This is a genomic window from Thermomonas beijingensis (genome assembly GCF_020034655.1).
Lineage (GTDB): Bacteria > Pseudomonadota > Gammaproteobacteria > Xanthomonadales > Xanthomonadaceae > Thermomonas > Thermomonas beijingensis.
Genome location: NZ_JAIQDJ010000005.1, coordinates 133,225 through 148,866, shown reverse-complemented (window position 1 = coordinate 148,866; position 15,642 = coordinate 133,225). Strand labels below are relative to the sequence as shown.

General features: G+C 61.4%; 15 protein-coding genes. 10 read left to right on the top strand and 5 right to left on the bottom strand.

Annotated elements, in window-relative coordinates; all coding sequences use genetic code 11:
• Positions 1-1,158: RHS repeat-associated core domain-containing protein (locus K7B09_RS10130; protein ID WP_425507858.1), on the top strand; the 1,158-nt coding region annotated here is incomplete at its 5' end.
• Between the two features lie 335 nt (positions 1,159-1,493).
• On the opposite strand, the gene K7B09_RS10125 is transcribed toward K7B09_RS10130, so the two are convergent.
• The 4 genes from K7B09_RS10125 to K7B09_RS10110 all read right to left on the bottom strand — a co-directional run bounded on the left by K7B09_RS10125 (position 1,494) and on the right by K7B09_RS10110 (position 4,660).
• Positions 1,494-1,844 carry a helix-turn-helix domain-containing protein gene (locus K7B09_RS10125; RefSeq protein ID WP_223629338.1) on the bottom strand — a complete coding sequence of 117 codons (351 nt, stop codon included), beginning with the start codon at positions 1,842-1,844 and terminating at the stop codon, positions 1,494-1,496.
• A gap of 469 nt (positions 1,845-2,313) precedes the next feature.
• Positions 2,314-2,547, bottom strand: a complete 234-nt coding sequence (locus tag K7B09_RS10120) for a DUF6587 family protein (RefSeq protein WP_223629337.1) — start codon at positions 2,545-2,547, stop codon at positions 2,314-2,316.
• Positions 2,547-4,415, bottom strand: a complete 1,869-nt coding sequence (gene feoB, locus K7B09_RS10115; protein ID WP_223629336.1) for a ferrous iron transporter B — start codon at positions 4,413-4,415, stop codon at positions 2,547-2,549. The genes K7B09_RS10120 and feoB overlap by 1 nt, the downstream gene beginning before the upstream one ends.
• On the bottom strand, positions 4,412-4,660 hold the full coding sequence (locus K7B09_RS10110; protein ID WP_223629335.1) for a FeoA family protein: 249 nt from the start codon (positions 4,658-4,660) through the stop codon (positions 4,412-4,414). The genes feoB and K7B09_RS10110 overlap by 4 nt, the downstream gene beginning before the upstream one ends.
• Before the next feature lie 101 nt (positions 4,661-4,761).
• On the opposite strand from K7B09_RS10110, the gene K7B09_RS10105 reads away from it, so the two are divergent.
• The 8 genes from K7B09_RS10105 (at position 4,762) to K7B09_RS10070 (ending at position 12,847) form a co-directional block, all read left to right on the top strand.
• On the top strand, positions 4,762-5,562 hold the full coding sequence (locus K7B09_RS10105) for an enoyl-CoA hydratase-related protein (RefSeq protein ID WP_223629334.1): 801 nt from the start codon (positions 4,762-4,764) through the stop codon (positions 5,560-5,562).
• Positions 5,562-7,556: an acetyl/propionyl/methylcrotonyl-CoA carboxylase subunit alpha gene (locus K7B09_RS10100; protein ID WP_223629333.1), complete on the top strand. Its 1,995-nt coding sequence runs from the start codon at positions 5,562-5,564 to the stop codon at positions 7,554-7,556. Before K7B09_RS10105 ends, K7B09_RS10100 begins: the two co-directional genes overlap by 1 nt.
• Before the next feature lie 8 nt (positions 7,557-7,564).
• Positions 7,565-8,455, top strand: coding sequence for a hydroxymethylglutaryl-CoA lyase (locus tag K7B09_RS10095; protein WP_317851754.1), 891 nt, complete (start codon positions 7,565-7,567; stop codon positions 8,453-8,455).
• Positions 8,452-10,227: a putative bifunctional diguanylate cyclase/phosphodiesterase gene (locus K7B09_RS10090; RefSeq protein ID WP_223629332.1), complete on the top strand. Its 1,776-nt coding sequence runs from the start codon at positions 8,452-8,454 to the stop codon at positions 10,225-10,227. The genes K7B09_RS10095 and K7B09_RS10090 overlap by 4 nt, the downstream gene beginning before the upstream one ends.
• Positions 10,228-10,236: 9 nt before the next feature.
• Positions 10,237-10,722 (top strand): GNAT family N-acetyltransferase, encoded by a 486-nt coding sequence (locus K7B09_RS10085; protein ID WP_223629331.1) that lies wholly within the window; start codon positions 10,237-10,239, stop codon positions 10,720-10,722.
• Between the two features lie 95 nt (positions 10,723-10,817).
• Positions 10,818-11,588 (top strand): SDR family NAD(P)-dependent oxidoreductase, encoded by a 771-nt coding sequence (locus K7B09_RS10080; RefSeq protein ID WP_223629330.1) that lies wholly within the window; start codon positions 10,818-10,820, stop codon positions 11,586-11,588.
• Between the two features lie 27 nt (positions 11,589-11,615).
• Positions 11,616-12,182, top strand: a complete 567-nt coding sequence (gene yeiP, locus K7B09_RS10075; RefSeq protein ID WP_223629329.1) for an elongation factor P-like protein YeiP — start codon at positions 11,616-11,618, stop codon at positions 12,180-12,182.
• A 68-nt stretch (positions 12,183-12,250) separates the two neighbouring features.
• Positions 12,251-12,847 carry a GNAT family N-acetyltransferase gene (locus K7B09_RS10070; RefSeq protein ID WP_223629328.1) on the top strand — a complete coding sequence of 199 codons (597 nt, stop codon included), beginning with the start codon at positions 12,251-12,253 and terminating at the stop codon, positions 12,845-12,847.
• Here K7B09_RS10070 and K7B09_RS10065 read toward each other — a convergent pair whose 3' ends face one another.
• The gene (locus K7B09_RS10065) at positions 12,848-14,230 is read right to left on the bottom strand and encodes an FAD-binding oxidoreductase (RefSeq protein ID WP_223629327.1); all 1,383 of its coding nucleotides are present in this window, start codon (positions 14,228-14,230) and stop codon (positions 12,848-12,850) included.
• A gap of 169 nt (positions 14,231-14,399) precedes the next feature.
• On the opposite strand from K7B09_RS10065, the gene serA reads away from it, so the two are divergent.
• A complete protein-coding gene (serA, locus tag K7B09_RS10060; RefSeq protein WP_223629326.1) occupies positions 14,400-15,641 on the top strand; it encodes a phosphoglycerate dehydrogenase in 1,242 nt (413 codons plus the stop codon).
• Position 15,642: the final 1 nt, after the last annotated feature.

Sequence of the window (15,642 nt, the reverse complement as noted above, 5' to 3'; positions counted from 1 at the left end):
CCGCAATGCACCGGCAACGCCAGCCCGGCGCTCACCGCACTGACCTATGACCTGCAAGGCAACCTCGCCAGCAAAAACGGCACCGGCTATACCTTCGACTACGGCAACCGCCTACGCAGTACCGCCGGCCAAAGCTACCGCTACGACGCCGACGGCCGCCGCGTGCGCCAAGACAGCGCCGGCACCAGCCTGAAGTACAGCTATTACGCCAAAGACGGCCGCCTGCTGTGGCAACGCGACGAACCCGCCAGCAAGCGCATCAACAACGTCTATCTGGCCGGCAGCCTGCTGGCCGAAATCACCCGCCCCATCGGCAACACCACGGCCACCATCAGCTACTTCCACACCGATGCATTAGGCAGCCCCATTGCCAAAACCAATGCAGCGGGCGCTATCATCGAAACCAGCGAGTATGAACCGTATGGGAGGCTACTCAACCGAGCCAACGACAACCGCGCGGGGTACACCGGGCATGTGATGGATGCGGCCTCCGGGCTGACGTATATGCAGCAGCGCTATTACGATCCCGGCATTGGACGCTTCCTCTCCGTTGATCCGGTGACGGCGGATGCTAAGAGCGGGGATAACTTCAATCGATACTGGTACGCCAGGAACAACCCGTACACGCTGACCGATCCCGATGGTAGATGGAGTCCGAAAGCTCACGATGAGCTGTTGCAACATGCCTTTACCGGCAGATTAACTGCACAGGATGTCAAGACTCTCCAACAATCCAGCAGAGATTTCGACAAGCAGACGCAGTCGCCGAACGAGTCCCACAAGCACTCAATGGCCCAAGAAGGTCAATCAGGTGCGGATGCCATTAAGCAGAGGGATTCATTCATTGGGAAGACCATGGTTGCCGCACGTGGCGCTGCCGACCAAGGCGACCGACAGGGGGCTCTAAAGCTCCTCGGGCAGGCGCTTCACCCGGTGATGGACTCATCGAGTCCAGAACACACGAACTCTGATGGCACGCCGAAAGAATGGAAAGGAGCGGTGGGTTCTACCCTCGATGGTCAGCGACACAGTCCAACCGACTTTATCGGCAATGAAACGTCCAGCGACATTACTTCTGCAATCTATAAATCTCAGGATCAGCGCTTAAACAATGCGTATGACTGGGTCTTTAGGGAGCAGCATGATAAAACTAAGTAAGGCACGGTACGCGCGCACACTATTGCTTACTTGGTTCGTGTTTTACACAGCCAGTTGGTTCCTCACCTACTCCGTGGTGATGGAGTTTGACTACCGATTCTTCTTCAGCTATCTGAAGTTGGCTTGGCTCGGCGGTCTTGAGTTACCTTCGTTTATTCAATTTACTGCGCTTGCAAGCTCCGTATTGTTCACTGCGATCTTTTTGTTTTTTCGTCACAAGACTCAAGCGAAGTCGATCAAATAACGTGGTCAAGTTCACTTCCTGATCGCCCATAACGCACAAGGCCCGCAACGCAAGTTGCAGGCCTTGTTGTTTGCGGGGTTGCGGTGCGCGGCTATTGATGCGCGGCGATGAAGGTATCGATGATGCCGAGCAGTTGTTGCTTGGGCTTGGCCGGCATGCGTTCGATCTGCTTGATGCGGCGTTCAAGGCGCGTGCTGACGCTGGCCAGCTTGCGGGTTTGCCGAACGCCCAGCAGTGCGTCGGTGGTGACATTGAGCGCCTGTGCAAGCGCAATGAGCAGGCTGGCCGGCGGGTGTTCCGACTCGCCCTCGTAATAGGCGACCTGCCGGCGGCTGGCGCCGATCTCGTCGGCCAGTTGTTGCTGCGTGTAGCCGGCGGTCTTGCGGAACTGCACGAGGCGCGCACCGAAGCCTTCGGTGCTGGGGTCGAGTTGCTTGGGCATGGCGGCGTCCGTGGTAAGCCGCTCGCAAGGGTATATCCGGTTTTCGTACATGACGGTTGCCCGGTGCTTGAACATAGCCTAGAGTGTACGATATTCGTACATATCACCGTCACGACCTTCCGGCACGAAAAAAGTGGCCGAAGGGGCTTGACAGGTTTTTGGCCCGGAGACCGTTATGCGCGCCTCGCCCTCTGCACCCGAATCGACGCTCTCGCCCCGAAAACAGGGGTCAGAGTCGACTTTCCTCAAAAGCTGGGGTCAGAGTCGACTTTCCTGATTGCCCATGACGCACAAGGCCAGCAATGCCAGTGCCGGCCCAACTATCGGGGTCAAGTTCACTTCCTGGCTGACAGCGTAGAAACGAACAGGCTCGCCATTGGCGGGCCTGTTCGTTTGTGCAAACCCAGCGCAACCACTCTCGAACATCCGCATCAGCCAACGCCGCTCCCCGGCAAGACTTGGAACACCCTCACCCGCAGCCGTTACAACCCCCGCAATCGTGACCGCCACCCTGCCCGGGTGGCGCGATTTTTCTTGCCAGCGCACGCATCCAATTGGGCCGGGTGGTCTGCATCATGGATAGTGCCAACGCAATCCGCAGTCGCCGTGTGGCATTGGGGAATTGCTTGTACATCACCACCCCTGCGCTCACCAACACGGCCAGCACCACGATGATGTATTGCAACAGCAGGGATGCAGCCATCAGCCGCCCCCCATTGCCACGGCAATTCGATAGGTGATGAACGACGCTAGGTAGGCCAGACCAAACAAATACCCGGCGGCAAATGCGGTCTGCTTCCACGAATGGGTTTCGCGCTTGATCGTGGCCAAGGTGGACACGCATTGCGGCGCGTAGATAAACCACACCAGCAGCGACAACGCCGTGGCCAGTGACCATTGCGATTGAATCACCGGGGACAGGGCTTGCAGCGCCGCGTCGTCGCTGCCCGCCGACAGCGCGTACACCGTGGCCAGCGACGACACCACCACTTCGCGTGCGGCCATCCCGGGAATCAGCGCAATGCAGATCTGCCAGTTGAAGCCAATCGGCGCAAAAATCGTGACCATTGCCGCGCCGATGCGGCCGGCAAAACTGTAATCAATCGCCGGGCCGGTGGCACCCGCGGGTGCGCCCGGGAAACTCAGCAAAAACCACAGCAGGATGGTCATCGCCAAGATAATCCCCCCCACCCGCTTCAAGAAAATCATCGCGCGTTCCCACAGGCCAATGGCCACGTCGCGCACATGCGGAATGCGGTAGGACGGCAGTTCCATCAGCAGCGGGTGTTCACTCTTGTCGCGCCGCCAGAGTTTCATCGTCCAGGCCACACCCAACGCGCTGATGATGCCGGCGGCGTACAGTCCGAACAGCACCAAGCCTTGTTGGTTGAAGCCGGCAATGGTTTGCTTTGGCACAAACGCACCGATCAGCAAGGTATAGACCGGCAGCCTCGCCGAGCAGGTCATCAGCGGTGCCACCAGGATGGTGGCGAGGCGGTCACGTGGATCTTGAATCGACCGCGTGGACATGATCCCCGGCACCGCGCAGGCAAAGCTGGACAGTAGCGGGATAAAGCTGCGCCCCGACAACCCCGCCGCCGCCATGCTGCGATCCAGTAAAAATGCAGCGCGCGGCAGATAGCCGGATTCTTCCAGCGCCAAAATAAACGCGAACAGCACCAGGATTTGCGGCAGAAACACCACGACCCCGCCGGTGCCGGCGATGATGCCATCCACCAGCAAACTGCGCAGCGGGCCCTCCGGCATCCCTGTGGACACGGTGCTACCCAGCCACGTGGTGGCCGCCTCGATGCCATCCATCATCGGCGTGGCCCAGGCATACACCGCTTGGAAGATCAAAAACATCACCACCGCCAATGCCAGCAACCCGAACACCGGGTGCAGCAGCCAGCGATCCAGCGCATCGTCGATTTCAGCGGTGCGGCGCGGCATTGCTACTGTCAAGGCCAGCACCCGGCGTACCTCTGCATGCAGGGCATCATCCGCCATGGCCGCATGCGTGCCTTGATCGGCCAAATGCACCTGTTCCAGTTGTTGCAGCAATGCGCGGGCACCGTCGCGGCGCACCGCCACGGTCTCCACGACAGGCACGCCCAATGCCTGCTGCAAGGCGGCCACGTCAATCGTGATGCCGCGCTTGTGGGCAGCGTCCATCATGTTCAGCGCGATCAGCATGGGCCGGCCCAGTGCCCGCAGCTCCAATGCAAAACGCAGATGCAGGCGCAGATTGGTGGCATCGACCACGCACACCAGCAAATCCGGCGCGGCTTCGCCGGGATAAAACCCGCGAATCAAATCGCGAGTGACCGCTTCATCCAAGCTGGCCGCTTGCAGGCTGTACGCGCCCGGCAAATCCAGAATCGAATAGCTCCGCCCGGAAGGCGCAATCAGCCGCCCTTCCTTGCGTTCTACGGTGACGCCAGCGTAATTGGCCACTTTCTGGCGGCTGCCGGTCAGCAGGTTGAACAACGCGGTTTTGCCGCAATTGGGGTTGCCCACCAACGCGATGCGGGCCTGCGGCAGGCTGGTCAAGGTGGTGGCGGGGCTCATGCGGCGGCCTTGGCGTCGCGCAGCCGCACCCGCGCAGCTTCCACCCGCCGCAGCGCAAACCGGGTAAAGCCCACTTGCACCAACAGTGGCTCCGCCCCCAATGGGCCGGCGGCCACCACTTCGACATCTTCCCCGTGCACAAAGCCCAGCTCGCGCAGGCGACGCGCCACTGGGTCATTGGGGCTACGGTCTTCCACCGCTTCGACCACGGCAGGTTGGCGTTTGGGGAGTTCGCTCAAGTGCATTACCGCCGCACCACAATCTAAATAGGAATTGTTCTCAATTATAGCAGTTCCACCAACCGCTATCATGTGTCAGATCAAATTTTCGAAACTTGGATACCGGCATGTCCTTCGCCATGCAATTGCACCACGCTGGCCCCGTTGCCCACCTGCGCCTGACCCGCGCGCGCGTCCACAACGCGTTTGATGATGGCTTGATTGCCGAGTTGACGGCGGCGCTGCTGCAGGTTGCCGACGATGCCAGCGTGCGCGTGTTGGTACTGGAGGCCGAGGGTGCCTCGTTTTCCGCCGGTGCCGACCTCAACTGGATGCGCGGCATGGCCGCCGCCAGCGAGGACGCCAACCGGCAAGACTCGCTCACCTTGGCGCGCCTGATGCGCACACTGGATGAATTACCCAAGCCGACCATCGCCCGTGTGCAAGGCGCAGCCTTTGGCGGCGGCGTGGGCTTGGTGGCCTGTTGCGACATCGCCATCGGCGTGCCGGAAGCCAAATTCGGCCTGACCGAAAGCAAATTGGGCCTGCTGCCGGCGGTGATTTCACCCTACGTGATTCAGGCCATCGGTCCACGTCAAGCGCGCCGCTACTTTGCCACGGCAGAAATATTTGACGCCGCCGAAGCCCTGCGCATCGGCCTGCTGCATCAAGTGGTGGAAGCCGATGCCCTGGATGCCGCCGTGCAGCGGCAAATCAATCTACTCCTCAAGGCCGGCCCGGTGGCTGCCGCTAGCGCCAAAACCTTGATCCGCGACGTCTGCGCCCACACCGACGGCAGTCGCCACGACACCGATAACGCCGCCCTGATCGCCCGCCTGCGGGTCTCGCCCGAAGGCCAGGAAGGCCTGTCTGCCTTTCTCGACAAGCGCAAGCCCAGCTGGGCACACCCCCAAGAGAACACACCCTGATGTTCCACACCATCCTGATCGCCAACCGTGGCGAAATCGCCTGTCGCGTGATCCGCACCGCGCGCAAGTTGGGTATCCGCACCGTGGCGGTGTTTTCCGAAGCCGATGCCGATGCCCAGCATGTACGGCTGGCCGATGAAGCGCATTGCATCGGTGGACCGCGTCCGCAGGACAGCTATCTGCGCGGTGATGCCATTTTGGACGTCGCGAAAAAAACCGGCGCGCAGGCGATCCATCCTGGCTATGGTTTTCTCAGTGAGAACGCCGACTTTGCCGACGCGGTGCAAGCCGCCGGAATTGCCTTTATCGGCCCGTCCGGCGCGTCGATGCGCAAGATGGGCAGCAAGGCCGGGGCCAAGGATCTGATGGCAGCGGCCGGCGTACCAGTGGTGCCGGGCTATACCGGCGAAGACCAATCCCGCGACCTGCTGCAAGGTGAAGCCGACCGCATTGGCTACCCGCTGATGATCAAGGCCGCACACGGCGGCGGCGGCAAAGGCATGCGCATCGTGCGCAGCGCGGGCGAGTTTTTATCGAATCTGGAAAGTTGCCAGCGCGAAGCCAAAAACGCCTTTGGCCGCGACCGCGTGTTGCTGGAGCGCTACATCGAACACCCCCGGCATATCGAAATCCAGATCTTTGGCGACCATCACGGCCACGCGATCCATTTGGGCGAACGCGAATGTTCTGCACAGCGGCGCTACCAAAAAGTATTGGAAGAATCGCCATCGCCGTTCCTCACGCCCGAGCTGCGTTCTGCAATGGGCGCTGCCGCTGTACAAGCCGCGCATGCGATTGATTACGCCAACGCGGGCACGGTGGAATTCATCGTCGCGCAAGATGGCGGTTTCTATTTCATGGAGATCAACACTCGCCTGCAGGTCGAACACCCCGTCACCGAAGAAGTGACCGGGCTGGATCTGGTGGAATGGCAATTGCGCATTGCCGACGGACAGGCGCTGCCGCTGGCACAGGACGCCATCCGCCAGCACGGCCATGCCATTGAAGTGCGGCTGTACGCGGAAGACCCCGATGCCGGCTTCCTGCCCGGCTCTGGCACCTTGCAGACCTTGCGCCTGCCAGCGGCATCGCGCGCGGTGCGCATTGATTCGGGCGTGATCGAAGGCGATGTCGTCACCATCTTCTATGACCCGATGATCGCCAAACTCATTGTTTGGGATGAAGATCGCCCACGCGCCTTGGCGCGTATGCGCGAAGCATTGGCGGCCTGCGAAATTGCCGGGCCAAAATCGAACATCGCCTTTCTCGAACGCCTGATCCGCCACCCAGCGGTGGTGGAAGGCCGCATCGACACCGGCTACCTAGACCGCCATCTGGATGAATTCCTGAGCCCGGCCACGCTGGATCCGGCATTGGTGTTGGCTGCCACGGTGGTGCATCTGTTGACGCAAGAGCACGCCGCCGACTGCAACGCCGCACACACGCCAGATCCCACCTCCCCATGGGCCTGTGTGGACGGTTGGCGACTGGGCCATGCCGGCAACCGTCGGCTGGCCTTCCTGCACGGTGAGCAACGCATCGAACCACTGGCGCAAGGCTATGCGGGCCACTACCAGATCACATGGGATGCGCGTGTCCATACCATCGCCGGTGCACGGCTGGATGGCGAAACACTGAGCCTGCGTATCGATGGCAATATGCACCGTTTTCGCAGCACCCTGCATGCCGATAACGTACTGGTACACGATGGCCTGCAACGCCTGCGCTTGCAGGTGGAGTCCGTGTATCGTCGGCACGCGGAAGCTGCCAGTGCATCCGAACACCGCATTCGCGCACCGATGCCCGGGCGCGTGGTGTTGGTGCAGGCCAAGCCCGGCGATACCGTCAATGCCGGGGCTGTGTTGTTGGTACTGGAAGCGATGAAAATGGAATTGGCGTTGAAGGCCCCACGCGCAGGCGTGGTCGCCGAGCTGCGCGCGCAGGCCGGTGACTTTGTCGAAGCCGATGCCGTCTTGGCCACCTTGGAGCAATGACAATGCGGATGCCGGCAGCAGTGCGCATCGTGGAAGTGGGCCCCCGTGATGGCCTGCAAAATGAAAAAATCGACATCGGCACTGCGCACAAGATCGAACTGATCAACCGGCTTTCCAATACCGGTCTGCGCAGTATCGAGGCCGCCGCCTTCGTCAGCCCCAAATGGGTGCCACAGATGGCCGATGCCAGTGATGTGATGGCCGGGATCACCCGCGCCCCCGGCATCCGTTATCCGGTCCTGGTGCCCAACGAAGCCGGCTATGCCCGCGCATTGGCTGCCGGTGCCACCGAAGTGGCAGTGTTCACTGCCGCCTCGGAAACCTTCAATCTGAAAAACACCAATGCCGGCATCGACGAATCCCTGGCCCGCTTTGCGCCCATCCTCGAACGCGCCAAGCAGGATGGCATCCAAGTGCGCGGCTATGTCTCTACCGTGCTCGGCTGCCCGTATCAGGGTGACGTGCCACTGCGCGATGTGGTTCGCGTGGCCACAGCGCTGCACGCGATGGGCTGCTATGAAATCTCACTGGGCGACACCATCGGCATCGGTACACCCGCCAAGGCGCGGGCGATGCTGAGTGCAGTGGCCAGTGAGGTCCCCATGGCGGCGCTGGCGATCCACTTCCATGACACCTGGGGGCAGGCTTTGGCCAATGTCCTGGCGTGCTTGGAAGAAGGTGTGACAGTGGTGGATGCCGCTGTGTCCGGTGCCGGCGGCTGCCCGTATGCCAAGGGCGCCAGCGGCAATGTGGCCAGCGAAGACGTGGTGTACATGCTGCACGGCCTTGGCATCCACACCGGTATTGATTTACCCAAACTGGCCGACACCGGCCGCTGGTTGGCCCGCTTGCTTGGGCGCGAAACCGGCAGCAAAGCGGGCAAGGCCATGGCCGCATGAATGCCAGCGCATCTGGCGAGCGCGATCTGGATGCTCTGCGTAGCGCGTTGCAACACACCCGCGATGCCCTGGCCCGTGAACAGGCCAGCTACCAAACCTTGTTCGATGAGGTGCAGCGCGACAAGACGTTGTTTCGACGCGTGCAGGAACTCGCACTGATTGGCGGCTGGCAGTGGAATCGCGCCAGTGATGCGCTCTATCTTACCAGTGAAGCGCTGCACATCCTGGGTGCCACAACCCCAGCCACCACCATGACAGACCTGCTGGCGTGTTTATTGCCAGAAGATCGACGACGCCTGCAAACAACCTTGTACAGCATCACCGAAGGCACCGGCTTTGACTTGGAATTGCAAGGTGCGCAAGCCGACAGCACGCCGTTCTGGGTCAGCGTGATTGGTGAGCCTGATCCACAAGACCCCGCCAATCATCGCTTCAGTGGCACGCTGCAAGACATCACCGATCGTAAGCGTGCAGAAGCCGAGCTTCGCCATCAAGCGCGTACTGACGCACTGACCGGGCTACTCAATCGCGATGCCATTCTGGAGGTTGTTGCCAGCCAACTGCACAGCGGTGCGGGCGCCCACCTTGCACTGCTGTACATCGATCTGGATCGCTTCAAAATCGTCAATGATCTGCTTGGCCACGATGCCGGCGATCAATTGCTGGTGGAAGCCGCCCAACGCATTCGCGGTGCAGTGGGTCACGAGGGGCACATTGCCAGATTTGGTGGTGATGAATTTTTGGTCGCCACCCGCACCGACACCGACCCGGACCACCCGGAGCGTTTGGCGCGTGTCATTCAAAGCGCGTTTTTGGTGCCGTTTCGCTTGGGCAAGGATGACTTCAGTGTCACCACCAGTATTGGCATCTCGCGAGGCAGCTGCGACGGCAATACTTCCAGGCAATTGATCCAAAACGCCGACGTGGCGATGTACGAAAGCAAGCGTCGCCGGCGCAATGGGTTTCATACCTTTTCACCGGCGTTGGCACAGCGCCAGCAAGAGCGTCTGCAGACCGAAACCCGCCTGCGTCGCGCGGTTGACAACAACGAATTCCATTTGGTGTATCAGCCGCAGGTGGACTTGCGCAGCGGCCGTATTTTTGCCGCCGAAGCGCTGTTGCGTTGGCACAACCCGGAGCTGGGGCCGATGGCCCCGGATCGGTTTATTGATTTGGCCGAATCCACCGGTGAAATCGTCCGTATCGGACGCTGGGTCTTGCAGGAAGCCTGCCATCAGATGCGGCGCTGGAAGGAACAGGATCTGCCGATCGAGCGCGTGTCGGTCAATGTGTCGTATCGCCAATTCGCCGGTGAAAATCTAGCCGGTAGCGTTCAGCAGATGCTGGAGGAAGCCGGCCTGCCCGGCCATGCGCTGGAGCTGGAATTGACCGAACGGGTGTTGGTGGAAGATGCCGCCGACACCAGCAAAGTGTTCGACGACCTGCGCAAATTAGGCGTGCGGCTATCCATCGACGATTTTGGCGAAGGCTATAGCGCGCTGAATTATTTGCGTCGCCTGCCGATCCACGCACTCAAGCTCAGCCACGGATTTTTGCAGGGTATCCCCGGCAACAAATCCGACGAGGCCATTTGCCAGACCGTGGTCGGCATCGCCCGCAGCCTGGGCTTGGGCATGATTGCCGAAGGTATTGAAACCGAGGCACAGCGTGATCATCTGCTACGGCTCGGGGTCACCATTGGGCAAGGCTTCCTGTTCGCACCTGGTCTGCTGCCAGGCGAATTCGGCAAGCGGCTTGCAGCACAAGCCTGAGGTTATGCAATGAGCAATTTCACCATCCGACCCATCCACAGCGATGACGATGCCGCGATGGCCGCCATCATCCGCAGCGTCATGCCGGAATTTGGCGCTATCGGCAGCGGCTTTGCGATTGCAGACCCGGAAGTGGACTGGATGCAGCGTGCGTACGCACAGCCACGCCATGCCTACTTCGTGCTGGAACAGGACGGCCGCGTGCTGGGCGGTGCCGGCATCGCGCCGCTCACCGGTGGCGATGCCAGTATTTGTGAGCTGCGCAAAATGTATTTTTTGCCCGCAGCACGCGGCATCGGCGCGGGCACAGCAATGATGGCCCGCTGCCTTGCCGCCGCCCGCGAAGCCGGCTTTCGCCAGTGCTACTTGGAAACGCTGAACGGCATGGATGCGGCGATGCGCCTGTATGAACGCAGCGGTTTCCAGCGCATTGCCGGCCCGCTGGGTGCCACCGGGCATGGCGGTTGCAATGTGTTCTACGCACGCACCCTGTAGGCGCACCGCTTCGGCGTAATGACATTGGATCGCGTCAACGCTCCTGCGGCGCACATCCGCTAAAATCGCGGGTTTCCCGCCCGCAGAAATTCCCCATGCAGCTCTCCAACGTCCGCGCCGTGATCACCGGCGGCGTCTCCGGTCTCGGTTTTGCCGTGGCCAAGCACCTGGTTGCCCACGGCGGCAAGGTCGCCCTGTTCGATGTCAATGCGGACAAAGGCGCGACTGCCGTGGCCGAGCTGGGTGCCACCAATGCGCAGTTTTTCAAAACTGATGTCACCGATGAAGCCTCGGTGGTGGCGAATGTCAGCGCCGCCACCACGTTTCTTGGTGGGCTGAATGCGTGCATCAACTGCGCCGGCATCCTGGGCGCGGGCCGTGTGCTGGGCAAGACCGGCGCGATGCCACTGTCGCAGTTCCAGACCACGGTGATGGTGAATTTGGTGGGCAGCTTCAACGTGGCCAAGACCTGTGCCGAGCGGATGCAGCACAACGACGCCGGCAGCGACGGTGAACGCGGCGTGATCGTCAATACCGCATCGGTGGCCGCGTATGAAGGCCAGATCGGCCAGGCCGCCTACTCGGCATCCAAAGGCGGCGTGGTGGGCATGACCTTGCCGATGGCGCGCGAACTGGCCCGCTTCGGCATCCGAGTGATGACCGTGGCCCCCGGTGTGTTCTGGACCCCGATGGTGGACGGTATGCCCGACGATGTGCAGAAATCATTGGCAGCCACCATCCCGTTCCCGTCACGCCTGGGTCAGCCGCAGGAATACGCCGACCTGGTCGCCTACATCCTCACCAACACCTACCTCAACGGCGAAACCATCCGGCTGGATGGTGCAACCCGCCTTGCCGCCAAGTAATCCACGAACGTACCCCACGAGATATTTATGAAAGCTTGCGACATCAAGAAAGGCAACGTCGTCGAATTCAACAACGGCGTGTACCAAATCCGCGATATCGAACGCAGCAGCCCGCAAGGTCGCGGTGGCAATGTGCGCTTTCGTTTCGTGATGTATTCCATCCCCGGCGGCAACAAACTGGATTCCAGTTTTGATGGTGATGACGATTTGCGCGAAGTGGACATGAGCCGCCGCCAATGCACCTATTCGTACAAGGATGGTGATGCCTTCGTGTTCCTTGATGACGAGGACTACACCCCATACACACTGGATCCCGATGCGATTGGCGAGGCCGCAGGCTACATCGTGGATGACCTGACCGGCATCTACGTGCAGCTGATCGACGATGCGCCGGTGGCCATCCAATTGCCGCAGAGCGTGGCCATGGAAGTCATCGAAACCCCGCCGGAACTCAAGGGCGGCACCGCCACCAAGCGCCCGAAGCCGGCCAAGCTGTCCACCGGCATTGAAATCATGGTGCCCGAGTACATCGGCAGCGGTGAAAAAGTGTGGGTCAACACCACCACCGGTGAATTTGGCGGGCGCGCCGACTGATCCGAGCGGTGTCGGGATCGGCGGGCATTCGCTGCGCGAACACCCGCCGATCCCGACACCTTCCGCACATGCACGCAGTCCTCACCCCCATCGTCCTCAAAGCCCACGGAGTCCGGCTTGAACCGCTGGCGCTGGCGCATGTCGATGGCCTGATCGACGCCAGCTGCGATGGCGCACTGGCCACCCTGAATTTCACCAGCGTGCCCGCAGCCAATCCTGCCGACGTCCGTGCCTATATCGAAGCAGCACTGGCCGGGCAGCACGCCGGCACGATGCTGCCATTTGCAGTGCTGGACGCCGCTGGCCAGGTGCTGGGCAGTACCCGCTATTACGACATCGACAGCAGCGTGCCCACGCTGGCGATTGGCTACACCTGGTACCGCGCCAGCGTGCAGCGCAGCCACGTCAACACCACCTGCAAGCGCCTGTTGCTGGGCCACGCTTTTGAAGCCTTGGGCATGCGCACGGTGTACCTGCATACCAGTCACGCCAACCTGCGCTCGCAGGCCGCCATCGAGCGTTTGGGCGCGCACAAGGATGGCGTGCTGCGCCAACACAAACGCCACAAGGACGGCAGCCTGCGCGATACCGTCTGCTATTCCATCATCGATACAGAATGGCCTGAACTGCGCAAACGACTGGATGCGCGACTGGTCGCCGGTTGATCAATCGAACACTTTGCCCGGATTCAGGATGCCATTGGGATCCAGCACCGCCTTGATCCCGCGCATCAGCGCGATTTCAGCGGCGCTGCGGGTGCAGCCCAAGTAAGGCTTCTTCACCAGGCCAATACCGTGTTCGGCGGAGATGCTGCCGCCGTGTGCTTCCAGGACTTTCGCCAGCAGTTTGGTCACCCGTTCGCAATCGGCCACGAAGTCGGCCTGCGACATGGCGTCTGGCTTCAGGATGTTGATGTGCAGGTTGCCATCGCCGATATGGCCAAACCATACCACCTCGAACTGCGGGTATTGCTTGCCAAGCAAGGCTTGCGTGGCCTGCAAAAACGCCGGCATCGCGGAAATGCGCACCGACACATCATTTTTGTACGGCACATACTTGGCCAGACTTTCGGTGATGCCCTCACGCAAACGCCAGAGCTGCGCGGCTTGTGTGTCGCTGGCGCTGATCACGCCATCACTGACGAGCCCCTGTTCCATGCACTGCTCGAACGCAGCCAGCGCCTCGCTTTCATTCGCTGCATCGCTGGCAAACTCCGTCACAACGTAATACGGATGCGTTTCCGCGAAGGGCGGCTGCGCGCCATGTGCAAGGACATGTTTGAGCGCCACATCGGTCAGAAATTCGAAGGCCTGCAATTGCAAGCGCGCACGGAATGCGGCAAACACCTGCATCAGTGCATCGAACGAGGGTAGCGCCAGCAACATGACATTGCTGGGCGGCGGTGGGTCGGTGAGCTTGAGCGTGGCCTCGACGATGATGCCCAGGGTGCCTTCCGAGGCAATCATCAGATGCCGCAAGTCGTAACCACTGGAATTTTTCACCAGCGCACGCCCAAGCTCGACCAGCTCGCCGCTGCCGGTGACGACTTTCAACCCAGCCACCCACTCGCGCGTGTTGCCATAACGCACCACGCGAATGCCGCCGGCATTGGTAGCGATTGTGCCACCGATGCTGCACGAGCCGCGTGACGCAAAATCCACCGGGTACTGCAAGCCGTGGTCGCGGGCGGCGTCTTGTGCGGTTTGCAAGGCAATCCCGGCCTGCACCGTGAGCGTGCGATCCACCGCATCGAAGGCCAGCACCTTATGCATGCGCTCCAGGCTGATGACCAACTCGCCCTTGGCCGCCACCGCCCCCCCCGACAGACCGGTGCGGCCGCCCGAAGGCACGATGGCCACGCCCTGCGCATTGGCCCAGCGCACCACCGCCTGCACCTCATCCACACTGCTTGGCAGGGCAATGGCCAAGGGCGCGGGCGCCCAGCGCCGGGTCCAGTCGCGGCCGTAGTGCTGCAGATCGGCCGGATCAGTCAGCAGGCGCAGTGCAGGCAGCGCAGCGTTCAGTGAAGCAAGGCGGGGATCGGTCATGGGCGGTATTCCTGACGTGCGAAGACAGTGACCAGCATCGCTGGCACATCCGCCGCACTGGGCAATCATTTGGCATGGGTTGCTCGAAAAATAGCATGTCGCAGTGCAACAATTGCGATTGATTTGTGGCTATAGTCGGGCTTCACTCCCAGCCCGGAACCCTGCACGCATGGCCAGCAAGAAGACCTCCTTCCCGAAACAGGACATCCGGGTGCTGCTGCTGGAAGGCGTCAGCCAGACCGCGGTGGAGATCTTCCAGGCCGCCGGCTACAGCCAGATCGAATACCACAGCAAGGCACTGCCGGAAGACGAGCTGAAGGCGCGCATCAGTGAGGCGCATATCGTGGGCCTGCGTTCGCGCACTCAGCTCAGCGCCGAGGTCTTGACCGATGCCAAGCGCTTGCTGGCGATTGGCTGCTTCTGCATCGGCACCAATCAAGTGGATTTGGAGGCTGCCGAACAGGCCGGCATTCCGGTATTCAATGCGCCCTACTCCAATACCCGCAGCGTGGCCGAGTTGGTGGTGGCGCAAGCCGTGTTGCTGGCACGCGGCATCCCGCAAAAAAACGCCGAATGCCATCGCGGCGGGTGGTCGAAAGCCGCCACCGGCAGCCACGAGGTGCGCGGCAAGACCCTTGGTATCGTGGGCTACGGCCATATCGGCACCCAGGTGGGCGTGCTGGCCGAAGCACTGGGCATGCGGGTGATTTTCCACGATATCGACACCAAGCTGGCGCTGGGTAATGCGCAGCCGGCAGCCGGGCTGGAGGATCTGCTGGCACGCGCCGATATTGTGACGCTGCATGTGCCGGAAACGCCGTCCACGCAATGGATGATCGGTGCCGAACAGATTGCGAAAATGAAGCGCGGCGCGCATCTGATCAATGCCGCGCGCGGCACCGTGGTGGTGATCGAGGCCTTGGCTGCGGCACTGCAATCAGGCCAGCTGGGCGGTGCGGCGGTGGATGTATTCCCGGTCGAGCCCAAGGCCAATGGTGATGAATTCCAGTCGCCATTGCGCGGTCTGGACAACGTGATTTTGACCCCGCATATCGGCGGCAGCACACTGGAAGCGCAGGACAATATCGGCGTGGAAGTGGCGGCCAAACTGGTGCGCTACAGCGATAACGGCAGCACGCTGTCGTCGGTCAATTTCCCCGAAGTGACCCTGCCCGAACACGCCGGCAGCCTGCGCCTGCTGCATATCCATCGCAACGTGCCGGGTGTGTTGTCGAAGATCAACGACATCTTCAGCCGCCACGCCGTCAATATCGACGGCCAGTTCCTGCGCACCGACCCGAAACTGGGCTATGTGGTGATCGACATCACCGCCGACGAGGCGAAGGCCGGCGCAATCAAGGACGAGCTGGCAGCGATCCCGGGCACGTTGCGGACGCGCGTGCTGTATTGAT